We start from the raw sequence: 24,234 nt of genomic DNA on the forward strand, positions 1-24,234 counted from the left end.
GAGGAGGGGTCATACATTATAAATAAGTCCAAGTAGGGGGGATTCGGTTGAACGCGGAGGAGACAAAAGGTTTACAGCGGGCAATTGAGGAAATAACCGACATTGCCAAGGGTTTCGGCCTTGATTTCTACCCGATGAGATATGAAATTTGTCCGGCTGAGATTATTTATACATTCGGCGCGTACGGCATGCCGACGAGATTCAGCCACTGGAGTTTCGGTAAACAATTTCATAAGATGAAACTCCATTATGATCTCGGTTTGAGCAAAATTTATGAACTTGTCATTAATTCCAACCCTTGCTACGCTTTTTTGCTGGACAGCAATTCGCTGATCCAAAATAAATTAATTGTAGCCCATGTTCTTGCCCATTGTGATTTTTTCAAAAATAACTGCCGCTTTCAAAATACGAACCGGGACATGGTTGAGAGTATGGCGGCTGCGGCGGAGCGGATTAAGCATTATGAAAGAATGCACGGGATAAAAGAGGTGGAGTCCTTTTTAGATGCCATTCTGGCGATTCAGGAGCATATCGATCCGTCGCTCGTCAGGCCGAAGCTGCTGTGGAGCGTCGATGACGAAGAGGAGGACGAAGAAGAAACCGCGCCATCGCCTTACGATGATTTATGGGGAATGGATAAGCCGAAGCAGGTGAAAAAGAAAAAAGGGAAAAAACCGTTTCCGCCCCGGCCGGAAAAAGATATTCTGCTGTTTATCGAAGAACATTCGCGGGAGCTTGAACCGTGGCAGCGTGACATTTTAACCATGATGAGAGAAGAAATGCTGTATTTCTGGCCGCAGCTGGAAACGAAAATCATGAACGAAGGCTGGGCATCCTATTGGCATCAGCGGATTATCCGCGAGCTTGACCTGACTTCAGATGAAGCCATCGAATTTGCGAAGCTGAACGCAGGCGTCGTTCAGCCGTCAAAAACGGGAATCAACCCGTATTATTTAGGGCTGAAAATTTTTGAAGACATCGAAGAGCGTTATGACAACCCGACAGATGAAATGAAAAAAACAGGAGTAAAGCCCGGTTCCGGCCGCGAGAAAATGTTTGAGGTCAGGGAAATTGAATCGGATATATCATTTATCCGCAATTATTTGACGAAAGATCTCGTGATGCGTGAGGATTTGTATTTATTCCAAAAGCAGGGCAGGGACTATAAAGTGATCGACAAAGAATGGAAGGCCGTGCGCGACCAGCTCGTGAACATGCGGGTCAACGGAGGATTTCCTTATCTGACCGTCAATGACGGGGATTACCTGAAGAATAATGAGCTTTATATTAAACATTGGTATGAGGGAATTGAGCTTGATCTGAAATATTTGGAGAAAGTGCTGCCGTATCTGTACCAGCTGTGGGGCAGGAGCGTGCACATCGAATCTGTTCTTGAAGACAGAGAAGTGATGTTTTCTTATGACGGCAAAGGAGTGCACCGGAGATATCTGTAAAAGAAGAAAGGATGCGGGGAAACCCCCGCATCCTTTTTTTATTTTCCGTGTTTCAGGATGTGAAAGATCTTTTTGGCCTGGTCCGTGTTGTTTAAAAGCCCCGTAAATGACTCTCTTCCCGGACCGTACGCGTAAACGGGAACTTCTTCGCCCGTATGATCGCCGGTTGTCCAGCCGCTGTTGGTTTTCGCATTAAAGAGCTTAATGATCGCTTTGTAGACGCTCTTGTCAGCATCCTGTTTTGCGGCCGTTTCGATCTGTTTGATTTCAGCTTTTGACCATTTCAGGTCTGTATAACGCGCAAGCACGGAAGATACGGATTTGCCCGCTTTGATTTGGTCAGCCATAAATGCCGGGGTTTTTTTGGCGGCAAGAATCGGTTCAACATGCCAGTTTTTATCGTCATTCGCGCCGATCGTCAATCCGCCGGTGGTATGATCGGCCGTGGCAACGACAAGCGTATGTTTGTCCTTTTTGGCAAATGCGATCGCTGCTTTATACGCTTTTTCAAAATCCTTCATTTCGCTCATTGCGCCGACTATATCATTGTCATGTCCCGCCCAGTCAATTTGGCTGCCTTCGACCATTAAGAAAAACCCTTTTTTATTCTTGTTCAGCCTGTCGATCGCTGCCGTTGTCATGTCTTCTAATGAAGGGACGGCGTTTGAGCGGTCGATTGCTTTGTCGAGTCCGCCATCGGCAAACAGGCCGAGAATCTTCTTGTTACGATCCTTTTTGAGCTCCTGTTTTGATGTAACGTAGCTGTATCCCGCTTTTTTGAAATCCTTTGTTACATTGCGGTCTTTACGGATAAAGTTTGATTTGCCGCCTCCGAGGAGCACATCGACTTTCTGTTTTCCGTTGATGCGGTCATCAAAGTAGCTGCTTGCGATGTCATCCATATTTTTTCTGGATTTGTTATGGGCTCCGAATGCCGCAGGAGTGGCGTGGGCAATCTCCGAAGTTGCGACAAGTCCGGTGGATTTGCCTCTTTGTTTCGCTTCTTCGAGGACGGATTTTACCCGCTTTCCTTTTTTATCGACTCCGATCGCCGCGTTATACGTTTTCACGCCTGTGGCCATTGCCGTGCCTGCCGCCGCGGAATCGGTAATATTGGAATCAGGATCGTCAGGGTAAGTCATCATCATACCGGTGAGATTGGGGTCGAATGCCGTCAGTTTCATGCCATCCGAAGGCTTTCCTTTGTTAATGACCGAACGGTAGGCGTTCATATAGGGAGCGCCCATTCCGTCGCCGACCATGAAGATGACGTTTCTGATCTCGTTTTTGTCAGGCTGTTTTTTTGCCGCAGCCTGTTCGGAGTGCTGAAGCCCCGCGCCCGCAATCAGACCGGCTGTCAGCACGGATACAGCTGCCGCCGGCAGAAGTTTTGATCGAACCTGTTTAAATAGACTCATTCTCACTCGTCCTCCTTTAATCTTGTCTGCATGTCTAATGGTAGGGGATGTTTGTAAAGAGCGCCTGTTCCTCCTGTAAATTTCAGGTGAAACATTGTTAGAAATGTAAATTCCGGTGTAACTTATGTTTTCAAGAAAGAGTGAAAACCATTCACTTTTTTGAAAAAGACGAGGATTTTTTTAACAAGGGGTTATTTGGAAAATAAACTGCTTTGTTTTTCCAAAATACGAGGATCACAGGAAAAAAACATGACAAATTGACTCATTTTTCGTCACGTTTGAAATCAAATTGAAATATTTAATACCCTTAAAAACTTTTTTTAAAAACGAATTAGTAAGAAATTTGTCACGGGAAGTCAAGTCTATTTCTAGTGGAAATTGAACCTTATAATAGGAAACAGATAAAAACTTTAAAAAAGAGACACATAAAATAGATAGAATCATTCGGGGAGGAAAACATGAAAAAGCAACTTGTTACAGCAACAACGGCAGTGGTTTTGGGGACGACTTTGTTTGCGGGCGCGGCATCTGCGCAAACGATTAAGGTAAAAAAAGGCGATACATTATGGGGACTTTCAAATCGGTACGGAACGTCAATTAATTCCATTAAATCTGAGAACAAATTAAAATCGGATATCATTTACATCGGCCAGACGCTTTCGATCAACGGTAAATCATCTTCAGGTTCAAATTCGGGCAGCAAGTCATCATCGTCTACATATAAAGTCGTAAAAGGCGACAGCCTTTGGAAAATTGCGAATAAATATAAAATGACGGTAAACCAATTAAAAAGTTTAAACGGTTTAAAAACGGACCTGATCCGCATCGGACAAGTTCTTAAAGTAAAGGGATCAACTTCCGGTTCAACGTCTTCAGGGTCTTCGTCATCAAAGCAGCCTTCATCCAGCCATAATGCTGCACAGACGAGCCTGAATGTAAACAAGCTGATTTCTGATGCGCAATCTTTAATCGGCACGCCGTATGTATGGGGCGGAACAACGACTTCCGGCTTTGACTGCAGCGGATTTATCTGGTACCTGTTAAACAAACAGACGAGTGTCGGCAGAACAAGCACTGCGGGATACTGGAGCTCAATGAAGAGCGTGTCCAGCCCGTCAAGAGGAGACTTCGTCTTCTTTACAACATATCAGGCCGGCCCTTCACACATGGGTGTGTACATCGGAAACAACAAGTTCATCCATGCCGGTTCTGACGGCGTCACAACAAGTGATCTGAATAACAGCTACTGGAAACCTCGCTACCTTGGCGCGAAAAGATTCTAGCAGCGATAGAAACCCGTTCATCAGAACGGGTTTTTTATTTAGACGGGACAGAGCTCCATTTGTTTCACCTAAAAATGAAAATGTGATAAAAAATCTAAAAAGGTTTTCTTTTTTTCATTTTCATAGAGGGCGATGGCGTACGCGCCCGCGCTCGGCATCTGGGCGAATTCGCACGGAATTTCAATCATGCTGCCTGCGGCGAGTTCGGCCCGTACCGCTGACAGCGGCAGAAATGAGACACCCAGCCCCTCTTTAATAAATCGTTTCGTAATATGCGTCTGTGTCACCTTCATTGTCCTGACGAAAGGGAACTGTATTCTGACCTGGCGGAGCAAATCATCCCAATAGTCAGGGTGGTTATGGGTCAAAAGCAGATATTGTCCGAACAGGTCTTTCACTTCATCCGCCTTCCCTGTTCCGGGTTTTCGGCCGGGCGGCGCGACGAGGACCACGGGGTCATTGTACAGGGGGCGGCAAGTGAGGGAAGATGATTGCACCTTTAAGCAGCTCAGTCCGATATCGGCTGAGCCATTTCTGATTTGAGAGGCGATTTCTTCCGATTCGAAAATGGTGACCGTCATTTCGGTTTCTTTATTGTCCTCTGTATAACGCTTCATGACAGACGGGAGAACGGTGTCGGCGATAAGCGGCGAAACAGCGAGTGTCAGCGTGTGCGAGTAGCCCTGGCGCACCCTGTGCAGCTCCGCCATGCTGTTTTCATAGTCTTCCAAAAGCCTCATGGCAAACGGCACGTATGCTTTTCCTTCTTCCGTCAATTGTATTTTCCGGCCGCTTCGCTGAAACAGCTTGCAGCTGATTTCTTTCTCTAATAATTTTATATGAACGGTGACGGTCGGCTGAGATAAAAAAAGCGTTTCCGCCGTTTTTCTGAAATTCTCATATTTTGCCGCGGTGACGAAGGTGTGAAGCCATTTAAAATCCATAGATGCACTCCTCTGATTAAAAGTTTTAATTAATTCCCTTAAAAATATTCATTATTTTTTAAATATTATATTTACTATAATAACAGAAAGAGGATAAGGGGGAATGAAATTGATTTATCGTGGATTGAAAGGGATTACTTGTGCAGAAACGGCGATCAGCCACATTGACGGAGAAAAGGGGCATTTAATATATCGCGGCTATGATGCGAAGGATATCGCACTGCAATCCAGTTTTGAAGAAGCGGCGTATCTCATTTTGAACGGGGCGCTTCCTGATGAGCGGCAATTGCTTGCGTTTCAGGAAGAACTTGCAGCCGAGCGCGGGCTTCCGAAACATTTGATCGACTTACTGGAAACGCTTCCGGATGAAATGGACGACATGGCGGTGCTGAGAACGGCTGTTTCAGGTTTGGGCACAGATTCATTTACATATCCGCCCAAGCCGGAAGAAGCGATTAAACTGATTGCCGTCACACCGACGATTATTGCGTACAGATACCGCCGTAAACAAGGGAAGGAAGCGTTGTCACCTGAGGCGCGATACGGACACGTTGAAAACTATTTGTATATGCTGACAGGCAGGCAGCCGTCCGCAGCCCAAAAGAAAGCGCTTGAGACGTATATGATTCTGGCGATGGAGCACGGGATGAATGCATCGACTTTTTCAGCGAGAGTCACCGTTTCGACTGAATCGGACTTAGTGTCTGCCGTCACTGCCGCACTGGGTACGATGAAAGGGCCGCTGCACGGAGGCGCGCCTTCAGGCGTCACGAAAATGCTTGAAGACATCGGAGAAAAAGAAAATGCAGAAGCGTATTTGGCAGCGAAGCTTATGAGGGGAGAACGCCTGATGGGCTTCGGGCACAGGGTGTACAAAACAAAAGACCCGCGGGCGGAAGCGCTGCGCATAAAGGCTGAAGAAGTGGCGGGAAATGATCCGTCGCTTGACTTGGCGCTTTATGTGGAGAAGGAAGCCATCCGCTTGTTAGAGCAATATAAGCCCGGACGGAAGCTGTATACGAATGTGGAGTTTTACGCAGCGGCTGTGATGCAGGCCATTGATGTCGACAATGATTTGTTTACGCCGACCTTTTCAGCAAGCAGAATGGCAGGCTGGTGCGCACACGTGCTTGAACAGTCCGCTGACAACATGATTTACAGGCCGTCTGCGAAATACACCGGCGCTTTTCCCGAAACGGCTCAGCAGCTTTAATCACCGGCATATTTGTCCGTTTAACTCCCCGCACTGCGTGGTATCGTCTCAGTAATACCAATTGCAGGAGTGTGAGAATATGAATCCGATGGACAGACAGACGGAAGGACAAAAGCCGCAGGTGCAAAACCGCCAGCCCGGCATTGAGTCAGACATGGAGCCGAAGCCGCTCTTGGAGGACCCGGATGTAAAAGGGTCGGGCAGATTAAAAGGAAAAGTCGCCGTCATCACGGGCGGAGACAGCGGCATCGGCGCAGCGGCGGCGATCGCTTACGCGAAGGAAGGGGCGGATCTTGCCATCCTGTACCTAGACGAACATGCCGATGCTGAGAGAACGAAAAAGCGTGCGGAAGAATACCAGGCCGAATGCCTGTTAATTCCGGGAGACGTCGGTGATGAGGCGCATTGTCAGAAGGCGGTCCGGCAAGTCTTAGATCACTACGGAAAAATAGATATTCTCGTTAATAATGCGGCTGAGCAGCATCCGCAAAACGGGATTCTTGATATTACAGCTGAACAGCTGGAGAAGACATTCCGTACAAACATGTTTTCTATGTTTCATATGACAAAAGCCGTGCTGCCTCATCTCAAAAGAGGGAGCGCCATCATTAATACAACGTCGATTACCGCTTATCAGGGAGACACATCATTGATCGACTATTCGTGCACGAAAGGCGGCATCGTTTCCTTTACTCGTTCAATGGCGATGTCATTGGCCGATCAGGGGATCAGAGTAAATGCGGTGGCCCCTGGCCCGATCTGGACCGCCCTGATTCCGGCAACGTTTACTGAAGAAAAGGTGGAAAAGCATGGTCTGGACACTCCGATGGGAAGACCGGGACAGCCTGCGGAACACGCCGGAGCTTACGTGCTTCTGGCTTCAGACGAATCTTCCTATATGACGGGGCAAACCATTCACGTAAATGGCGGCAGATTTATTTCAACATAATACGCAAGTCTTATCCCGCGCTTTTAAAAAGGGCGGGATTTTTATTTGAACGTACATATGAATACGATTTTAAAAAAAATAAAAGTCGCTAGCTGAATCACTAATGTTAATATTTAACAGTGGAAAATCCGCTGAGTTCTGTTTCATGAAAACTAAAAATAATATATAGAATTTTCAAAAAAGTTATTTTCATTTTTATATTTTTCGCTATAATATGATGTAGGAGAAAGGAATGATGTGCTGAAACATTTCATGCGAAAAATAAGAATTTAGTCATTATTGCTATTGTTATCTGAATATTCTAACATATATTGGTTTACAAGGAGTGAAGCAGATGAAGGGGAGCGTATTCAGAAAGAAAAGCATTCAGGACCTGCTTGCCGCAACGGGCGGGGAAAAGTCGCTAAAAAGAGAGTTAGGGGCCTTTGATTTGACCCTTCTGGGGATAGGGGCCATCATCGGAACGGGGATTTTTGTATTAACCGGAACAGGCGCTGTCACGGCGGGGCCGGGGCTGACCGTTTCATTTGTCATCGCCGCTCTTGCGTGTTTATTTGCGGCTCTGTCATATGCCGAATTTGCTTCAAGCGTCCCGGTTTCCGGTTCCGTCTACACGTTTACTTATGCGACACTGGGTGAACTTCTCGCGTTTATTATCGGATGGGATTTAATCTTGGAATATATGCTCGCCGTCAGCGCGGTTTCGGTCGGATGGTCCGGCTATTTTCAATCATTCTTGGCGGGCTTCGGCATTCATCTTCCGACCGCATTAACGGCCGCGCCGGGGTCAATAAAAGGCACGGTCACATTCTTTAATCTCCCCGCATTTGTTATCGTGCTTGCGATTACATTCCTCCTCTACTTAGGCATTAGGGAATCGAAGCGGGTCAATAATATTATGGTCATTTTGAAGGTTCTGGTTGTTCTATTGTTTATCGCCGTTGCGGCCGTATATGTCAAACCTCACAACTGGCAGCCGTTTATACCGATGGGGTTCGGCGGTGTTTTCAGTGCCGCGGCGCTCGTTTTCTTCTCTTTTATCGGTTTTGACGCCGTCTCTTCCGCCGCTGAAGAAACGAAAAATCCGGCGAAGGATCTGCCGAAAGGAATTATCTTTTCATTAATCGTCTGCACCGTGCTGTATGTGACCGTATCGGCGATTATGACGGGCGTCGTTCCGTTTGCCCGCTTTGAAGGCGTTGACCATCCCGTGTCTCTCGTCCTGCAGATGGCCGGACAGAATTGGGTGGCCGGGATTATTGATATCGGCGCAGTGTTGGGAATGACAACGGTGATGCTCGTCATGCTGTACGGCCAGACGAGGGTGATGTTTGCCATGTCCCGTGACGGTTTGGTGCCGGGGGCGCTTTCAAAAGTCCATCCGAAGCATAAAACGCCGCACGTGGTGACGTGGGTGTTCGGCATCCTGTCGGCATTACTCGGCTCGCTCGTCCCGCTTGATGAACTGGCGAAGCTGGTGAACATCGGCACGCTTGCCGCGTTTGTCCTGATTTCCGTGGCGGTTATCGTATTGAGAAAGAAACAGCCTGATCTGCCGAGGGCTTTTAAATGTCCGGGGGTTCCCTTTATTCCGATATTGTCCATTCTGTTCTGCGTGTTTTTGATTATTAACCTCGGCGCTACCACCATATTCCGTTTCTTTATCTGGCTGATCATCGGTCTGGTGATTTATTTCTTATATTCGAGAAAGCATTCGAAATTAAACGGGGATTTGTAAGGAGCGGCACCCGCCGCTCCTTTTTATTTTTCGGAATAATGAAACATATTGAAATGGGCTTAAGTTATCGCAGTGAATAAGGGATAATATAGGGCGGAAGGGAAGTGGAAAGTCGTGTCTGACCAAAAAAGGGTTCAATGGGCCTCAAAAATAGGATTTATTATGGCCGCTGCCGGTTCGGCGATCGGCCTGGGAGCCATTTGGAAGTTCCCTTACGTAGCGGGTACGAACGGGGGAGGAGCTTTTTTTCTTGTATTCGTCCTCTTTACCGTGCTTTTAGGCTATCCGCTTTTGCTCGGTGAATTTATTTTCGGAAGACGGAGCCAGACAAATGCGATTGATGCCTACAAACAAGCCGCGCCGAAGTCGGTATGGCACCTTACGGGTTATGTGGGTGTGGCGGCCTGTTTTTTAGTTTTGTCTTTTTACAGTGTTGTCGGCGGGTGGATTTTGCTTTATGTGTTAAAAGCCGTTACCGGTTCTTTATCCGGGCTCACTCAGGAGCAGTACGGCACGGTGTTCGGGACAGTCATTGAAAATCCGATCCAGACTCTCGCCGCGCAGCTTGTATTTATGATCATGACGGTATCGGTCGTCGCAAAAGGCGTGCAGAAAGGGATTGAACGTGTCAGTGCGGTGCTGATGCCGATTTTATTCGTGCTGTTTCTATTGCTTGTGCTGCGATCAGTCACGCTCGATCATGCCGTTGAGGGGATTAAATTTTTATTGGTTCCGCACTTTGAGGATTTGACGCCGGAATCCATCCTATATGCTTTAGGACAGGCGTTTTTTACATTAACGCTCGGTGTTTCGGTCATGGTGACATACAGTTCGTATCTGCCGAAAACCCAAAATCTTCCGGGTCCGGCGGGTTCCATTGTTATGATGAATGTGCTCGTTACGCTGTTTGCGGGACTGGCCATTTTCCCGGCGGTTTTTTCGTTCGGCTTTAAACCGGATGAAGGGCCTACACTGCTGTTTACCGTGCTGCCGGCTGTGTTTGATCGGCTGCCGTTCGGCTCGCTGTTTTTTATCAGCTTTCTGGCGGTCTTTTTCTTCGCCGCGCTGACTTCGGCCTTTTCGATGGTGGAAATTATCGTGGCGACTGTGGGGAAAGGTGATGAAACGAAAAGAAAGAAGCTGTCGTGGACAAGCGGTCTGCTCATTTTCTTAGTCGGAATTCCGTCCTGTTTATCATACGGTGTTCTCGGTGATGTTCATTTGTTCGGAAAAACGTTTTTTGATCTTGCGGATTTCACCGTCAGCAATGTGCTGATTCCGCTCGGCGCTTTATTAATATCAATCTTCGTCCCGCTGAAAATACCGAAGCAGGAGCTGTTTGCCGAGATGAAAAGCGGTTCCGCCATCGGCTATCGTTTCTTTCAGGTGTGGTATTTCCTTCTGAAATATCTCGTGCCGCTGGCTATCATCGTCGTATTGCTGCATTTAATCGGCGTTCTTTCATTTTAAAAAAACAGGCCCCGTAAAAGGGCCTGTTTTTATGTTTAAAAACCGAATTGCAGATTCGTATCAACCGCAACGATCGTATATACACAGACAATGACGAACAGATTGAGAATGACACCGAGCAGTCCCGGGCCCGTCCGTCCTTTTTTAATAAACAGCTCAATGATGCCGAACGGCACGGCGGCCATCGCAAACGGCAGCATCTGATAAGAATAGAAAGTCACATTGCTGATGATTGCCACGTTCAAAAGCAGCAGCGACAAAATCGCGGTACCGACTGATATCCAGCCGAAAACATTATGCTCTTTAAAAATTCTTACCAATTCCATAATTCCACCTCACCGATGTTTGCTGCTTTTACTGTTTTGTTTTTCAGCAGACGTTCGATTTCTTTTGTCGGCCCCGTCACGACAGAGCCGTATACGTTCATTCCGTGATGTTCAACATAGTCGATTCGGCTGCCAAGATTCATGTCTTTTCGTTTCGATATTGCATGCGCCCATTTTTTATGGCGGGACATAAATTCAAGGGCATTGATAAATTGTTCACGGTCTGTCTGTCCTTGCGTTTCGAAAGAGGACACCATCTTGGAATCTTTCCCGGGAAATCCTAACGGCTCGGCATAAGGACTGTCTTTCAGATTTTTCTCCGTTTCGACCGCGTTCCATAAAAACTTCACATCGTATTTTTTAAAAGTTGAATATACTTGAGAAGAAGGGTAGGCCCTGTCATAAGAAAGATAGACCTCCGCCACGCTTCCTTCAGGCAATTTTTTTAATGTCTGTCCGGCTTTGTCAATCGTTCGTTCCTTTAAGCCGGAAGGATGGGCGAAATAATGCTTTGCCTGTGCCGCGTCTAGATCATAGTAGTTAACGGCAGGCGACTTGACCGTATCTAAAAACATTTCAATCCGTTCTCCGCCGACGGATTTCGTTTTTGTGCCGATCTGCTTTTGCAGCGGAAATTCCGTATTCATTCCAAACAGCTTCACCTGGCTTTTCAGTCCGGAGGTATCGACGAGGACGTTCGGCATCGTGGTCGCCACCGTCACTGCCGCGGTCTCCATTAATTGATTGCCTGTGCTTTCCTTTCCTCCCAGACCGTAATAGAGGTAGCTTCCCAAAGTGCAAAGCGGCAAAATCATCAAAGTGGAGATGACGGCGAGAACTGAAATCCGCAAATACGATTTGCGTTTTCCGTATGATAAAATGGCCTTCTGTTTTTCCGGGCTGATGCCGACGTCCCATTCCCGGTCGTCCTGCATTTCGCTTTCAATCAACTCCTGATAGACTTCCAGCTTTTCCAGCTCTTCTTCAAAGGCGGCCATTTCCCGGTCGCTCATTTCTCCATTTTTGTATTGGTAAAAACGCTTTTTAAATTCTTCATTCATCATTAACACCTCTATTATAAAGTGCTTTCAGCCGCTGTCTGGCACGAAATAAAACACTTTTAAAATTAGCCTCTGAAATATTCATAATATGGGATGCTTCTTTGTAATTCAGTTCTTTTAAATAATACAGTGTTAAGGCCTCCCGATAATTGTCGGGAAGTTCGGACATATACCCTGTCAGCACTTCCTTGATTTCAATCTGATGAGCCGGGCTTTGAACAGCCGTCTGAAAAAGGCTCCCAATTAAGTCATCGGAAATGGTCACTTCCTTTTTATGTTTTCTGACATAATCTATAAACGCATTTCTCGCCACTTGAAAAAGCCATGGCTTTACTTTGCTGTGGTCGTAGGAGTGAATGTGTATGTATGCCCTCATAAAGGTTTCCTGCAGCAAATCTTCAGCGAGATGCTTGTCTTTTGTCATGGAGAGCAGGAACCGGTAAACATCATTCATATACATTTGGTAAATTTCATCGATCGTCACTGCCTTTTCTCCCCTCTATGTTATACACGCATAAGAAAGGTTTAAAGTTGCACGTTCCATGCAAACGGCTTAAATTCATTTTCACCTCATCAAACACCATTTCTCTATAGTACCCAAAATCCGTCATAAAAGATAGAGATCGGCGGAGGAAAAATATAATTATTAGTACCAGGTAATAAAAAATATTGTTATAATAGAGAGAGAGAACACTTTTGATCATTACAACAAAGGAAGTGCGTTATGTATAAGTTTTGTGCAAATGCCATCAAATGCATTCTATCCCTGCGCGGAGGAGTGAAAGTGTACAATAAAGAGAATCTTCCGTCTGATAAAGGATTCGTTATCGCGTGCACGCATGCGGGCTGGGTGGACGTCCTCACGCTCGGTGTCGGGATATTGCCCCATCAGATTCATTATATGGCGAAAAAAGAGCTGTTTCAGAAAAAGTGGATCGGACGTTTTTTGAAGAAGATTCACGCGTTCCCGGTTGACCGTGAAAATCCGGGCCCGAGCAGCATTAAAACGCCGATTAAGCTTCTGAAGGAAGGAAAGATTGTCGGGATTTTTCCGAGCGGTACGAGAACATCAGAAGACGTCCCGCTGAAAAGAGGGGCCGTGACCATCGCCCAAATGGGAAAAGCGCCGCTCGTTCCGGCCGCATATAAAGGGCCGTCTACGGGAAAAGCGCTGTTTAAAAAGGGAAAAATGCGGCTTATCATCGGAGAGCCGATTTTTTTGGAGGACTTTTCCGATCTTGCGCCGAAGGAGAGGCTTGCGGCCATGACAGAAGAGCTGAATGCCAGAATTAAAGAGCTTGAGAAAAAACTTGAACAATTGTAAATGAAAAAAAGCTTGCCGTCTGTATCAGACGCGCAAGCTTTTTTGTTATGCTTCTTTTTGTTCGGCGGTTTCCAGCAGTTCATCAAACGCCAGTTTTTTCACTTCGATATATGCGACGTGGTGGCCGTCAATTTCATTAATGATAAATTCACAGCCTTCTTCGATAATCGAGTCGTATTGTTCGACGTCGTATTTCTGGGTAAGGAACCAGCCGCCGATGGTGTCGACCTCGTCATTTTCCAAATGGATGCCGAGGAGTTCGTTCACTTGATCAATCAGGACCTTGCCGTCAAGCATGTAATGGCCGTCGCCGAGTTTGCGGATTTCGTTGATTTCATCGATATCAAATTCATCACGGATTTCCCCGACGATTTCTTCAATAATGTCTTCAACGGTGACAAGCCCCGCGGTTCCGCCGTATTCATCCGACAGAATCGCCATATGAACCCGTTCCTTCTGCATTTTCACAAGCAGATCGTGAATCGGTGCCGACTCAATCACATGGATGATTGGATTGACAAAATCGGTAATCGGCGAGTCGACTGATACTTCGCCGCTTATGCAGGCGGTCAGCACTTCTTTAATGTTAATAACGCCGATAATATTATCTTTGTCACCCTCTTCGACAGGGTACCGGGTATATTTTTCAATCTGAATGATGTCCATCATTTCAGAGATTTTGATATCATGCGGCAGACTGACGATTTCCGTACGCGGAATCATGATTTCTTTTGCAAGTCTGTCGTCAAATTCAAAGATTTTGTTCACGTATTTAAATTCAGACTGGTTGATTTCACCGCTTTTATAGCTTTCCGATAAAATAATGCGCAGCTCTTCTTCAGAGTGGGCAAGCTCATTTTCAGACACCGTCTCCAGACCGAACGCCTTCGTTAAAAGACGGGCGGAGTTGTTCAGAAGCCAGATAAACGGGAACATGATGCGGTAAAACCAAATGAGCGGTTTCGAAAACAGCATTGAAACGGCTTCCGCTTTCTGGATGGCGACTGTTTTCGGCGCCAATTCTCCCACGACCACGTGTAAGAATGTAATGATCGCATAGGCGAGAATAAATGAAATAATATGCGATAATGAGCTTGGTACGTTTATCTTTGTGAAAAGCGGATGAAGCAAGCGTTCAATCGTTGATTCGCCTAAGACACCAAGACCGATGGAAGTCAATGTTATGCCGAGCTGGCACGCCGATAAATACTCATCTAAATGCGTGGTCACTTTTTTGACACCGATTGCGGCTTTATTTCCTTCTGCTATAAGCTGGTCAACCCGTGAGCCTCTGATTCTGATTATCGCAAACTCAGATGCTACGAAAAATGCCGTCAGCGCGATTAAAACCGCGACTAAAATCAAATTCACAATGTCCAATTAGAACCTTCACTCCTTTTGGGAAGATGAAGGTAACACCTCCTGTTAGTAAGATAATGGTTTAACTTAACAGCAGCATAAATGATTGAAGCACTGCAAGCTTTTCAGGAGCCAGCCTTTTTTTCAGCTGGGCGCGCTCCTCTGGTTCAAGCTTTTCAAACCGATTCAAGATCACGGAGATGTTTTGATTCATGTGATCAATTTCCGATGCCAGATTTCCAATATCGTCAGGCAGGGCTGAAGAGGGAAACTGGTTCTCCAGTCGATCTTTTATATCAGACAGGGCCAATCGCTGCTTTTTACAAGCGACTATAAACTTTAACCGATTAAGTGCAAGTGTATCGTAGTAACGATAGTTCGAACAAGACCTGTCAGGCTTTAAAAGCCCGAGGTTTGTGTAGTAATCCACCGTGCGTTTCGTTACACCGGCAAGCTCTGCTAATTCACTGATGCGATAAGTCTCAGCCCCATCTAAATCCCTCCCCAACCATCACGTTATAGTTATGAGAATAGTTTAATATATGAAGGGGAGTTTGCACAAGTTTATTGTTTTCCGTCTTTCTCCTGAAACGGCGCGGCAGGCTGTCTGAAAAAGCGTTGACTGCGCCAGGTAAATCTTTCATAATCATTGTAAATAGAAACGGAAGAAAAAGACAGAAGGGACAGATGACAGTGGCCGGTTTATCAAGGGAAGTGACACAGAATCTGGAGAAAGGTTCATGGATACGCAAACTGTTTGATGAAGGCGCGCGGCTGAAAAAAGAGTTCGGCGCCGATAAGGTGTTTGACTTTTCAATAGGAAATCCGGTTGCGGAGCCGCCTGAAACATTTAAGAAGGCGCTTTGCGAAGCGGCTGAAACAGGACGGCACGGATACATACAAAACCAGGGGCTTCCCGAGGCGAGAGAAAAGGTTGCGCGCTTTTTGTCAGAGCGGTTTCAGACAGAAATTTCCGCCAGGCATACAGTCATGACGGTCGGAGCCGGCGGGGCGCTGAATGTCGCGCTGAAGAGCATTTTAAACCCGGAGGAAGAAGTCATCCTTCTTTCGCCTTATTTTGCGGAATATAAAGCGTATGTTGAAAATTACCGCGGCAGACCCGTCATCTGCCCGCTGACTGACTCATTTGAGATTGATATTGAAGCGGTTAAAGGTGCGATCACCCCCCGTACGAAAGGACTGATCGTTAATACGCCGCATAATCCGACGGGGACTGTGCTCAGCCAGAAAAACCTTAACGAATTAGGCGCCTTATTAAAAGAAACCGAAGAGCGGAACGGCCAAAGCATATTTATTTTATTTGATGAACCGTACAGCCAGCTGATCTACGGAGAAGAGCAGGCGAATCCGTTTAAGGCGTATCACCGCGTGATTTTAGTCAGTTCGTTCAGTAAAGATCTCGGCATTGCGGGGGAAAGGCTCGGGTATATCGCGGCAGACGCCCAAATGCCTGAGGGCGATCTTCTGACGGATGCGTTCGTTTTCTGCAACCGGACGCTCGGCTTTGTGAACGCTCCGGTCATGATGCAGCGCGCCGTGGCGAAAATGGATGATCTTTCGATTGACGCTGAACCTTACAGAAAGCGGAGAGACCTTATGGTGGACATCCTCACAGAAGCCGGCTTCGAATTTGAAATGCCGAAAGGAGGCTTTTTCGTCTTTCCGAAATCACCGATTGAAGACGAGGTGGCGTTCTGCATGCATGCCGCACAGAAATACAAACTATTGATCGTACCCGGCAGCGGATTTGGAAAAAGCGGCTATTTCCGATTATCTTTCAGCGTGCCTTCAGAACAGATCAGACAGTCGCGCGATATTTTCAAAGCACTGTATCAAGATTTTTCTTCATAGCTTCCAATACATAAAGATGGGAGAACGGACAAATGTCGAGGAGAAATAATGGCACGTCAGACATCAGCATTACAGGAATCGGAGTCTTAACCGCGGTCGGACAAGGCAAGGAGGCGTTTCTCGATGCGCTCATGGAGGGGCGGCACGCCTTTGATGTGATGAAACGGCCCGGCCGGCAGAAAGGCAGTTCGTTTATCGGCGCGGAGCTTAGCGAATTAACGCCGCCGGACGCGCTGTCCAAGCGCTTGTACCGAAGGGCCGCATTATCAGGAAAGACGGCGCTTATCGCTTTATATGAAGCGTGGCATGACGCTCAATTAGACGGCGCTGACCACAGCCGCACCGGTCTGATCATCGGCGGCTCGAATATGACGCAGCGCGAATTGCTGCAGGCCTTTGAGAAAAACGGTGAAACGCCGCAATTTGTAAATCCGACATACGGGCTTTCTTTTATGGATAGTGATTTGTCGGGGCTTTGTACGGAGCAATTCGGGATAAAAGGGCCGGCCTTTACGGTCGGCGGCGCGTCGGCAAGCGGCCAGGCGGCGGTTATCCAGGCTGCTCAAGGAATCAAAGGAGGCCTGTTTGACCGGTGCATCGTGATCGGGGCGCTGGCCGATCTGTCGTACATGGAGTGTCATGCTCTCCGTTCTTTGGGAGCGATGGGCACTGATACATACGCTGAACGGCCTGAAGCCGCCTGCCGCCCGTTTGACCGGCATACGGACGGGTTTATATTCGGAGAGGCGTGCGGGGCGATTGTGCTGGAACGCGCTGAATCTGCCGAAGAGAGGGGCGCACGATCGTGGGCCGGCTTAAAGGGCTGGGGGATGGCTTCCGATGCGAACCGCAACCCGAATCCTTCAGCAGAGGGCGAAATGACGGTGATCCGCCAGGCGCTGGAGCGGGCCGGTCTTTCAGCAAAAGAGATCGATTACATCAACCCGCACGGCACCGGTTCGCCGATCGGTGATAAGACTGAATGCCGGGCGCTTTCTGAAAGCGGCCTGTCGCACGCGCGGATTAATGCGACAAAATCGATTACCGGACACGGTCTGAGTGCGGCCGGAACGGTGGAAATCATTGCTGCTCTCTTGCAAATGCGGGAAAACAAGCTTCATCCGATCCGAAACTTAACGGAGCCGATTGATGATTCTTTTCAGTGGGTGACCGACGGGCCGAGCATCCATACCGTACACCATGCGTTAAGCTTAAGCATGGGATTCGGGGGGATTAATACGGCGCTTTGTTTAGAAAATCATTTCCGAAGCAGATAACGGCAGCCTTCTTTTTGAAGGCTGTTTTTTATATGATAAAAAATCTGAAAATGATGAAAGAATGGAGTTGTGATACAATAAACTATACAAATTACAATCATGCTTTGACTTAGGAGGTGGCAGGATGGGGCCCTCTGTGTAGTCAATCACCCATTTCGTTCCTCTCGCTTAAGAAAAAACGATGAAATCAGGAGGTGACGTCCTTATCCTTCAATTCGGGATAAGGTGAAATGGACGATATTGACAGTTTGATTTTAATCGGTGTGCTCATTGCGTTAACGGCATTTTTCGTGGCGAGTGAATTTGCGATCGTCAGAGTGAGAAGATCCAGAATCGATCAGCTCATCTCAGAAGGGAACAGACGGGCGGTGCTCGCAAAGCGTATCATTACGGATCTTGATGAGTATTTATCCGCCTCGCAGCTTGGCATTACACTCACATCCATCGGGCTCGGCGTACTGGGAGAGCCTGCATTTGAACGGATGCTTCATCCTGTGTTTCAGGGCATGGGGCTGCCGGATTCTGCTGAGCATGTGATTGCTTTTGCTGCGGCGTACGGGCTGATTACGTTTTTACATGTCGTCGTCGGTGAGCTTGCGCCTAAAACGGTTGCGATTCAAAAAGCGGAAAAGCTGACGTTATGGATTGCCGGACCGCTTCGGTTATTTTACGTGATCATGTTCCCGTTTATTTGGGTGCTGAACGGCTCTGCGAGAATTCTGACCGGTTTGGCCGGATTAAAGCCGGCATCTGAGCACGAAGGCTCCCACTCTGAAGAAGAGCTGCGGATCCTGCTGTCAGAAAGTTTAAAAAACGGAGAAATCAATCCGTCTGAATATACATTTGTGAATAAAATTTTTGATTTTGATAATCGGATCGCCAAGGAAATCATGATCCCGAGAAAAGAAATCGCGGCTGTTTCCACTGATATGGACGTGCCGGAAATGCTTGATATGATGCTGAAAGACAAATATACGCGCTGGCCCGTAACGGACGGGGACAAAGACAGTGTCATCGGCATGATCAATACGAAGCATCTCTTTTCAGATCTGCTGTTTATGACAGAAGATGAAAAAGCGGAAGTATCCATCACGTCTTACGTCCGCCCGGTGATTGAAGTCATCGAGACGATCCCGATACACGACCTGCTGATAAAAATGCAGAGAGAACGGATTCATTTGGCGATATTGTCTGATGAATACGGCGGAACGTCCGGTCTTGTGACGACCGAAGACATCCTTGAAGAAATCGTCGGCGATATCAGAGACGAATTTGATGAAGACGAACAGCCGCAGATTCAAAAGCTGTCCGAACGCCATTATGTGCTGGACGGAAAGGTTCGGATTGATCAGGTGAATCATCTTCTCGGCGCAGGGATTGAAGAGGAAGTCGACACGATCGGCGGTCTTGTGCTGAAACGGAATATTGACATCTGTGCGGGTGAGTCGATACAAATCGGGGGATACACTGCCCTCATATTAGAAATGGACGGCCGGTTTATTAAACAGCTTGAACTCAAAGAAGAACAGGGCCGCCCGGGCGGTCAGGGAACAATAAACCGCCAGCTGCCCGTGCCTGAAACGGTCATGCTTCATAACGCAACCTTGAGCGAAAAATAAGCTCAAGGTTTTTTTAAATGGAAATGATAATGAAGCCGCACCAGAACGCCAAAAGGCTTCCGGCTGCTGAAACAGCGATGTAGAGCAGGCTTTCCTTTATGCGGTTGTTCATCATCAGCTGCACGGCTTCAATACTGAACGTGGAAAAAGTCGTAAACGCACCGAAAAAGCCCGTCGCGATGATGATGCCGGCAGAAGGATTATCCAGGCCCAGGCCGGTGAACATGCCGAGGCCGAAGGAGCCGAGCAGGTTGACCGCAGCCATTCCAAGCGGAATCGGAAAACCTTTTGTTCTTTCTGAAATTGCTTTACCCAGCAGAGACCGTAATACCGCTCCGATACCCGCTGCGATAAGCATCAGGACAATCGTCATGGCGTATCATGCCCCCTTCCCGCTGCGTGAAGGGCAATCCGCCGTCCCCAGAAAATGCCGGCGTATGCAAGGGCAATGCCAGAGATTAATGTCGCGGCAGCATAACAAAAAGCCGCTGCGGGAGACGATTGCAGCAGAAAAATGGTTTCTTTTGCGAAGGTTGACATCGTCGTGAAACCTCCGCAAAAACCGGTTCCTAAAAAGGCGGTCAAAAGAGGGCGTTTAGCCCGAATGATGAAATAACCCGTAATAAGACCGAGTAAAAGGCTTCCCGCCGCGTTTTCGAGGAAAGTGGCCGCCGGGAAAGAACCGCTGTGAATGTGCGCGCTCATTTCAAAGCGAAGCAAAGCGCCAAGCGCGCCTCCGATAAAAATTGCGATGTATTGTTTCATATCAGCCATCCTTAGAAATAAAATCCGGAAAATCAGTTACAATGCCGTCAACTGCCATCATTTGCAGCTTTTGGGCCGTCTTTTGATTTCTGACCGTCCAGGCAAACACTTTCAGGCCGTGTCTGTGAGCGGTGGAAATCAAGAACCGATTCAGGCGGGTATATTTAATATTGACATAATGTACGGCTGATTTGTAGGCGGCCAGCTGGCTTTTGGAAAACATCCCAAAGCTGGGTCTTGCAATAATTGCAGTCGGAACGGACGGATACATGTCGTGAAAGGTCTGAATCGACTTGAGGCTGAATGATTGAACGATAGGGTGGATGGAAAAGGAAAACCTGCTTAACAGCTGGCCGACTGCTTTTTCAAGACCGACTTGAGAAACGTGCCCTTTCAGTTCAATTAAAAATCCGATTTTAGAATGATAACGCTTCAAGACCTCTTCGAGCAGGGGAATCCGCTCTCCTTTAAACTCAGCCCCATACCAGCTGCCGGCGTCCAGAGACTGCAGCTTCTTCAGCGTAAAATCTTTTACAAAACCGGAGCCGTCCGTCGTCCGGTCGACTTTGTCATCATGGATGACGACAATCTGGCCGTCTTTTGTGAGCTGGACGTCAAGCTCAATGAAATCAGCGTTCATTTCGGCAGCGATATCAAATGCCGCAAATGTATTTTCGGGCGCGTAACCGGATGCGCCGCGATGAGCGATGGTATACAAGCTTGTCAGCTCCCCTCATGGGCATTTCTGTTATTATATCAGATTCGTATATGCACAGCGATTCAAACTGGTGAATGTGCGAAACAGTATTTTTTTGGAATAAAGATAGTGCTTTTTTCGGTTTACAATCCGCAGTGATGATTTATAATGGCAAAAAGGAGGCGAGATCATGGGAAAAGGGAGATTGAAAGTGGAAGAAAGAATTAAGGCCGAAACCGATGCTGAAATCCAAAAAGCGACTCTCCTGAAACAGACACAATCAAAGAAGAAATAGTGCCTGACCCTGTTGTATCTGGCTGAAAGATGAACGAATGTGTGAAAACCCCGGCTGTACTCTGATGCCGGGGTTTTTCAGGCTGCCTAAAGACATTAAAAGAAGCTGATGTCCGAATGTTTTAGTATAATAGATTTTCGACAAGACAAAGGAGCATGCCATGATGACACAATTTCAGAGATTTTTTACTCTTGACCATATGTCGCAGATCAGTATCAGCATCGGAATTTTAGCGGCTTTTCTCGTTTTGAGAAAACTGTTTGTCAAATACTTTTTTCAGCTCGTTTACAAATTGGCGAACAAGCCGAAAACCGACATATTCAAACAGATTGCCGTAGCGTTTGACAAGCCGGCCAGATGGTTTTTCGTGGCGCTGGGTCTGTTTTTGGCGATTGAGTATTCGCCGTTTTTAGACGGGCAGATGGACATTGTCAAAAAATTGTACCGCTCACTGATCGTTGCGCTGATCGCCTGGGGGCTTTGCAATCTGACATCGGCGTCTTCGTTTTTATTTCATAAAGTCAATCAGCGTTTTGAGCTTGATATGGATGACATTTTGGCGCCGTTTTTATCCAAGGTGCTGCGCTTTGTCATTCTCGCGCTCAGCGTCAGTGTGATCGCGCAGGAATTCAATTATGATGTAAACGGGTTCGTGGCCGGACTCGGACTTGGCGGATTGGCCTTCGCGCTTGCGGCTAAAGATACGATCAGCAATTTTTTCGGCGGCATTATCATCATTACGGAAAAGCCGTTTACGATCGGCGACTGGGTCGAGACGTCATCTGTAACGGGGGGCGTTGAAGATATCACATTCCGAAGCACAAGGTTCCGGACGGCGCAGGGGGCGCTTGTTACCGTGCCCAATTCAACGCTGTCCATGGAAGCCATCACAAACTGGACGAGGATGACGAAGCGCCAGGTCACGTTTTCTGTTCGTGTTTCTTATGCGACGCCGATTGATCGTTTAGAGCGGTGCATCACAAGGCTCAGAGAAATGCTTCGTGAACATGAAGGCGTGCATGATGATACGATTATGGTTAACTTTGACGTGTTTGCGGACAGCTATTATAATCTGTTTTTCAACTTTTACACAAAGACCATCGTCTGGGCGGAAAGCTTGGACGTGCGGCAGGATATCAACCGCCGGATTATTGATATTTTTGCTGAGGAAGGCGTGGAGTTCGCCTATCCGGGCCAGAATGTATTCGTAAAACAGAAGAGCCACGATGATCCGGTTCATGTGAAGGATCATTCCGGAGAAAAAGAACGGGCATAACAGGCGCCGTTCTTTTTTCATGATATGATAAAAAGAAAAGGCGGTGGAAGAGTGGAAGCGTTTATGACATTGATCAATCAGGCGGAACGTATCGTGGTGCTGACGGGAGCGGGAATGAGCACGGAATCCGGCATTCCTGATTTTCGTTCGGCGGGCGGTATATGGACCGAAGACACCTCCAGAATGGAAGCGATGAGCAGGGAATACTTTGAACGCCGTCCGCGTGAATTCTGGCCTAAATTCAAACAGCTCTTTCAGATGAAAATGAGCGGAAGCTATGAGCCGAATGCCGGCCATACGTATTTGGCGGATCTTGAAAAGCGGGGAAAGCAGGTAGACATTTTCACGCAAAATATTGACGGGCTGCATAAGAAAGCGGGAAGCAGCAGTGTCTATGAGCTTCACGGTTCAATTCAGACCGCCGCATGCCCCCGCTGCGGAGCGCGCTACGGGCTTTCTCATCTGCTGAAGGACGAAGTGCCGGAATGTACGGCGGAAATCGGTGATCATGCGGTATGCGGCACCGTATTAAAAACGGATGTCGTGCTGTTCGGCGATCTCGTTCAGCATTTTGAAACCCTTTATGAAAAGCTTGATAAAGCTGATCTTCTTCTTGTGATCGGCACTTCGCTTGAAGTGGCGCCGGCAAGGTTTGTCCCTGAGGATGCGGGCCGCATTCCCGGTTTGAAGCAGGTGATCATTAACCTTGAGCCGACATATTGCGACTATTTATTTGATCTTGTCATCCATGAGAAGATCGGTGAATTTGCAAAACGGATCAGCGCCGCGACATAAAAAAGCCGGATCATATACAGATCCGGCTTTTCTTATTCATGGACGGGAATCATTTGATCCGTCAGAACATCAAAGGAGTAGCCCTGGGCTTTCAGTTTTTGGATCAGGCTAGGCAAAGCGTGCACCGTCGCAGGCAGATCGTGCATTAAAATGACATGCGGCCTGCTCGTATGAACGCTTTCCAAATATGCGAGCTGATTCAATACTTCCGGCACGTACCGTGCGTTTTTGTACTTCCAGTCTTCACTGTCTATCGTCCAGTCCCAGTACACGAATCCGCCTTTTTCGAGATTCTTAATCTGGGCAGCCGTCAATGACGGTTTACTGCCGTAAGGCGTGCGGACAAGATCCGTTTTTACTCCGGTGATTGCCTCGAGCGTATCGCGTCCCTGCTGCATTTCGTTCAGCGGTGATGTCGGTGTTTGATAAAACAGGTGATTATCGTGCGTCACGCCGTGCAGGCCGAGCGCGATTCCTTCCTGCTTCGCTCTTTGCACGGAATGCTTATAGGCTTTCATCCGCGGTTCAAGCATAAAAAAAGTGGCCTTTGCGCCATTTGCCTTCAATACATTCAACAGCTGTTCAGTATATGGAGACGGCCCGTCGTCGAAGGTTAAATATACCGTTTTTTTCCCTGGGTCACGCTCTTTCTGCAAATGTTTCATTAAGACGTCGGGAGAATCATTTTTCAGCCGCAGGCTTTCTGCTTCATCCCGAAGCTGCCCGTTTGCGGTCACGGTGACCTGTTTGTTTTTTGCGGCGGAAGCGGAATATCCCATTATGACGATTACCAGAAGCAGTCCGCACAAAACTGCTAAACTCGTAAGTTTAAAAGCCAATGAAAACAGAGAAGGGGAAGCACCTTCTTTTGTGTTGCGCATAACAATCTCTCCAGTAGCATAAGTTTCTGCATAATGCCGATAACAGCGGAGGCTTGCGAAGTGCCATAAGTTAACAGCATATGTATGTCGAATCAAGTATACAGGAACAAAACTGGAAAAGACATAGAAAAGATGTCGAATAATAAGATTTTAAGAAAAAAATAAACTCCGCAGCCGGCTCGTTCAGTATGATAGAATAGTTGACAATAACAGCTGAG

24 protein-coding genes are annotated in these 24,234 nt (G+C 47.3%); 13 read left to right on the top strand and 11 right to left on the bottom strand.

Translation table 11 applies throughout. The annotated features are described in order from the left end of the window. Positions 1-47 precede the first annotated feature (47 nt). Positions 48-1,454 (top strand): SpoVR family protein, encoded by a 1,407-nt coding sequence (locus J6600_RS04825; protein ID WP_159353954.1) that lies wholly within the window; start codon positions 48-50, stop codon positions 1,452-1,454. Between the two features lie 38 nt (positions 1,455-1,492). On the opposite strand, the gene J6600_RS04830 is transcribed toward J6600_RS04825, so the two are convergent. Then, positions 1,493-2,872: an alkaline phosphatase PhoA gene (locus tag J6600_RS04830; RefSeq protein ID WP_017417347.1), complete on the bottom strand. Its 1,380-nt coding sequence runs from the start codon at positions 2,870-2,872 to the stop codon at positions 1,493-1,495. A 458-nt stretch (positions 2,873-3,330) separates the two neighbouring features. Between J6600_RS04830 and J6600_RS04835 the strand changes: the two genes are divergently transcribed. Continuing rightward, positions 3,331-4,155, top strand: a complete 825-nt coding sequence (locus tag J6600_RS04835) for a C40 family peptidase (RefSeq protein WP_014417294.1) — start codon at positions 3,331-3,333, stop codon at positions 4,153-4,155. Between the two features lie 68 nt (positions 4,156-4,223). On the opposite strand, the gene J6600_RS04840 is transcribed toward J6600_RS04835, so the two are convergent. After that, positions 4,224-5,099 carry a transcriptional regulator CitR gene (locus J6600_RS04840; protein ID WP_007409271.1) on the bottom strand — a complete coding sequence of 292 codons (876 nt, stop codon included), beginning with the start codon at positions 5,097-5,099 and terminating at the stop codon, positions 4,224-4,226. Between the two features lie 109 nt (positions 5,100-5,208). Here J6600_RS04840 and J6600_RS04845 point away from each other — a divergent pair, with 109 nt between their 5' ends. From J6600_RS04845 to J6600_RS04860, 4 genes are all read left to right on the top strand, one after another. Then, positions 5,209-6,312 carry a citrate synthase/methylcitrate synthase gene (locus J6600_RS04845; protein ID WP_095273110.1) on the top strand — a complete coding sequence of 368 codons (1,104 nt, stop codon included), beginning with the start codon at positions 5,209-5,211 and terminating at the stop codon, positions 6,310-6,312. A gap of 79 nt (positions 6,313-6,391) precedes the next feature. Then, positions 6,392-7,261 carry an SDR family oxidoreductase gene (locus J6600_RS04850; protein ID WP_014417296.1) on the top strand — a complete coding sequence of 290 codons (870 nt, stop codon included), beginning with the start codon at positions 6,392-6,394 and terminating at the stop codon, positions 7,259-7,261. Positions 7,262-7,595: 334 nt separating this feature from the next. After that, positions 7,596-8,999 carry a branched-chain amino acid transporter BcaP gene (bcaP, locus tag J6600_RS04855; protein WP_014417297.1) on the top strand — a complete coding sequence of 468 codons (1,404 nt, stop codon included), beginning with the start codon at positions 7,596-7,598 and terminating at the stop codon, positions 8,997-8,999. 114 nt (positions 9,000-9,113) lie between these two features. Next, entirely contained in the window at positions 9,114-10,469 is a 1,356-nt protein-coding gene (locus J6600_RS04860; RefSeq protein ID WP_209388051.1) for a sodium-dependent transporter, read from the top strand. Between the two features lie 35 nt (positions 10,470-10,504). Here the strand turns inward: J6600_RS04860 and J6600_RS04865 are convergent, their stop codons facing one another. Genes J6600_RS04865 through sigM form a run of 3 tightly spaced genes read right to left on the bottom strand, consistent with a single transcriptional unit; the run spans position 10,505 to position 12,340 of the window. Next, entirely contained in the window at positions 10,505-10,795 is a 291-nt protein-coding gene (locus J6600_RS04865; protein WP_003155315.1) for an anti-sigma-M factor, read from the bottom strand. Next, positions 10,783-11,859, bottom strand: a complete 1,077-nt coding sequence (locus J6600_RS04870) for an anti-sigma factor (RefSeq protein WP_088005355.1) — start codon at positions 11,857-11,859, stop codon at positions 10,783-10,785. The genes J6600_RS04865 and J6600_RS04870 overlap by 13 nt, the downstream gene beginning before the upstream one ends. Continuing rightward, complete coding sequence (gene sigM, locus J6600_RS04875; RefSeq protein WP_003155312.1) at positions 11,849-12,340, bottom strand: RNA polymerase sigma factor SigM; 492 nt, start codon at positions 12,338-12,340, stop codon at positions 11,849-11,851. The genes J6600_RS04870 and sigM overlap by 11 nt, the downstream gene beginning before the upstream one ends. A gap of 240 nt (positions 12,341-12,580) precedes the next feature. Between sigM and J6600_RS04880 the strand changes: the two genes are divergently transcribed. Beyond that, a complete protein-coding gene (locus J6600_RS04880) occupies positions 12,581-13,180 on the top strand; it encodes a lysophospholipid acyltransferase family protein (RefSeq protein WP_007409265.1) in 600 nt (199 codons plus the stop codon). Between the two features lie 45 nt (positions 13,181-13,225). Here J6600_RS04880 and J6600_RS04885 read toward each other — a convergent pair whose 3' ends face one another. Next, complete coding sequence (locus J6600_RS04885) at positions 13,226-14,560, bottom strand: hemolysin family protein (RefSeq protein WP_007409264.1); 1,335 nt, start codon at positions 14,558-14,560, stop codon at positions 13,226-13,228. Positions 14,561-14,621: 61 nt separating this feature from the next. After that, positions 14,622-15,047 carry a Cu(I)-responsive transcriptional regulator gene (locus J6600_RS04890; protein WP_007409263.1) on the bottom strand — a complete coding sequence of 142 codons (426 nt, stop codon included), beginning with the start codon at positions 15,045-15,047 and terminating at the stop codon, positions 14,622-14,624. Between the two features lie 179 nt (positions 15,048-15,226). Between J6600_RS04890 and J6600_RS04895 the strand changes: the two genes are divergently transcribed. The 3 genes from J6600_RS04895 (at position 15,227) to J6600_RS04905 (ending at position 19,307) form a co-directional block, all read left to right on the top strand. Beyond that, entirely contained in the window at positions 15,227-16,411 is a 1,185-nt protein-coding gene (locus tag J6600_RS04895) for a pyridoxal phosphate-dependent aminotransferase (protein ID WP_209388052.1), read from the top strand. A gap of 32 nt (positions 16,412-16,443) precedes the next feature. Further along, positions 16,444-17,688 (top strand): beta-ketoacyl synthase N-terminal-like domain-containing protein, encoded by a 1,245-nt coding sequence (locus J6600_RS04900; protein ID WP_209388053.1) that lies wholly within the window; start codon positions 16,444-16,446, stop codon positions 17,686-17,688. A gap of 230 nt (positions 17,689-17,918) precedes the next feature. Beyond that, complete coding sequence (locus J6600_RS04905; RefSeq protein WP_209388054.1) at positions 17,919-19,307, top strand: hemolysin family protein; 1,389 nt, start codon at positions 17,919-17,921, stop codon at positions 19,305-19,307. 13 nt (positions 19,308-19,320) lie between these two features. Here J6600_RS04905 and crcB read toward each other — a convergent pair whose 3' ends face one another. Genes crcB through J6600_RS04920 form a run of 3 tightly spaced genes read right to left on the bottom strand, consistent with a single transcriptional unit; the run spans position 19,321 to position 20,790 of the window. Beyond that, positions 19,321-19,680, bottom strand: a complete 360-nt coding sequence (gene crcB / locus J6600_RS04910; RefSeq protein ID WP_061862020.1) for a fluoride efflux transporter CrcB — start codon at positions 19,678-19,680, stop codon at positions 19,321-19,323. Further along, entirely contained in the window at positions 19,677-20,072 is a 396-nt protein-coding gene (locus J6600_RS04915; RefSeq protein WP_014417303.1) for a fluoride efflux transporter FluC, read from the bottom strand. The genes crcB and J6600_RS04915 overlap by 4 nt, the downstream gene beginning before the upstream one ends. A 1-nt stretch (position 20,073) precedes the next feature. Continuing rightward, positions 20,074-20,790 (bottom strand): glycerophosphodiester phosphodiesterase, encoded by a 717-nt coding sequence (locus J6600_RS04920; protein ID WP_014417304.1) that lies wholly within the window; start codon positions 20,788-20,790, stop codon positions 20,074-20,076. A 169-nt stretch (positions 20,791-20,959) separates the two neighbouring features. Between J6600_RS04920 and J6600_RS04925 the strand changes: the two genes are divergently transcribed. The 3 genes from J6600_RS04925 (at position 20,960) to J6600_RS04935 (ending at position 23,135) form a co-directional block, all read left to right on the top strand. Beyond that, positions 20,960-21,064, top strand: coding sequence for a YhdX family protein (locus tag J6600_RS04925; protein WP_003155299.1), 105 nt, complete (start codon positions 20,960-20,962; stop codon positions 21,062-21,064). Positions 21,065-21,224: 160 nt separating this feature from the next. Next, entirely contained in the window at positions 21,225-22,340 is a 1,116-nt protein-coding gene (locus J6600_RS04930; RefSeq protein ID WP_209388055.1) for a mechanosensitive ion channel family protein, read from the top strand. Positions 22,341-22,403: 63 nt separating this feature from the next. Next, positions 22,404-23,135: an NAD-dependent protein deacylase gene (locus J6600_RS04935; RefSeq protein WP_481748177.1), complete on the top strand. Its 732-nt coding sequence runs from the start codon at positions 22,404-22,406 to the stop codon at positions 23,133-23,135. Between the two features lie 32 nt (positions 23,136-23,167). Here J6600_RS04935 and J6600_RS04940 read toward each other — a convergent pair whose 3' ends face one another. Then, a complete protein-coding gene (locus J6600_RS04940; RefSeq protein WP_014417307.1) occupies positions 23,168-24,016 on the bottom strand; it encodes a polysaccharide deacetylase family protein in 849 nt (282 codons plus the stop codon). Between the last annotated feature and the right edge of the window lie 218 nt (positions 24,017-24,234).

The organism is Bacillus sp. LJBV19, from assembly GCF_017797845.1.
GTDB lineage: Bacteria > Bacillota > Bacilli > Bacillales > Bacillaceae > Bacillus > Bacillus velezensis.

Excerpts from the sequence above, each read along its gene's own strand:
- J6600_RS04830 (WP_017417347.1), bottom strand. The coding sequence starts at position 2,872 with ATGAGTCTATTTAAACAGGTTCGATCAAAACTTCTGCCGGCGGCAGCT.
- J6600_RS04835 (WP_014417294.1), top strand. The coding sequence starts at position 3,331 with ATGAAAAAGCAACTTGTTACAGCAACAACGGCAGTGGTTTTGGGGACG.
- J6600_RS04840 (WP_007409271.1), bottom strand. The coding sequence starts at position 5,099 with ATGGATTTTAAATGGCTTCACACCTTCGTCACCGCGGCAAAATATGAG.
- J6600_RS04850 (WP_014417296.1), top strand. The coding sequence starts at position 6,392 with ATGAATCCGATGGACAGACAGACGGAAGGACAAAAGCCGCAGGTGCAA.
- bcaP (WP_014417297.1), top strand. The coding sequence starts at position 7,596 with ATGAAGGGGAGCGTATTCAGAAAGAAAAGCATTCAGGACCTGCTTGCC.
- J6600_RS04865 (WP_003155315.1), bottom strand. The coding sequence starts at position 10,795 with ATGGAATTGGTAAGAATTTTTAAAGAGCATAATGTTTTCGGCTGGATA.
- J6600_RS04870 (WP_088005355.1), bottom strand. The coding sequence starts at position 11,859 with ATGATGAATGAAGAATTTAAAAAGCGTTTTTACCAATACAAAAATGGA.
- J6600_RS04880 (WP_007409265.1), top strand. The coding sequence starts at position 12,581 with ATGTATAAGTTTTGTGCAAATGCCATCAAATGCATTCTATCCCTGCGC.
- J6600_RS04895 (WP_209388052.1), top strand. The coding sequence starts at position 15,227 with ATGACAGTGGCCGGTTTATCAAGGGAAGTGACACAGAATCTGGAGAAA.
- J6600_RS04900 (WP_209388053.1), top strand. The coding sequence starts at position 16,444 with ATGTCGAGGAGAAATAATGGCACGTCAGACATCAGCATTACAGGAATC.
- J6600_RS04905 (WP_209388054.1), top strand. The coding sequence starts at position 17,919 with ATGGACGATATTGACAGTTTGATTTTAATCGGTGTGCTCATTGCGTTA.
- crcB (WP_061862020.1), bottom strand. The coding sequence starts at position 19,680 with ATGACGATTGTCCTGATGCTTATCGCAGCGGGTATCGGAGCGGTATTA.
- J6600_RS04915 (WP_014417303.1), bottom strand. The coding sequence starts at position 20,072 with ATGAAACAATACATCGCAATTTTTATCGGAGGCGCGCTTGGCGCTTTG.
- J6600_RS04925 (WP_003155299.1), top strand. The coding sequence starts at position 20,960 with ATGGGAAAAGGGAGATTGAAAGTGGAAGAAAGAATTAAGGCCGAAACC.
- J6600_RS04930 (WP_209388055.1), top strand. The coding sequence starts at position 21,225 with ATGATGACACAATTTCAGAGATTTTTTACTCTTGACCATATGTCGCAG.
- J6600_RS04935 (WP_481748177.1), top strand. The coding sequence starts at position 22,404 with ATGACATTGATCAATCAGGCGGAACGTATCGTGGTGCTGACGGGAGCG.
- J6600_RS04940 (WP_014417307.1), bottom strand. The coding sequence starts at position 24,016 with ATGCGCAACACAAAAGAAGGTGCTTCCCCTTCTCTGTTTTCATTGGCT.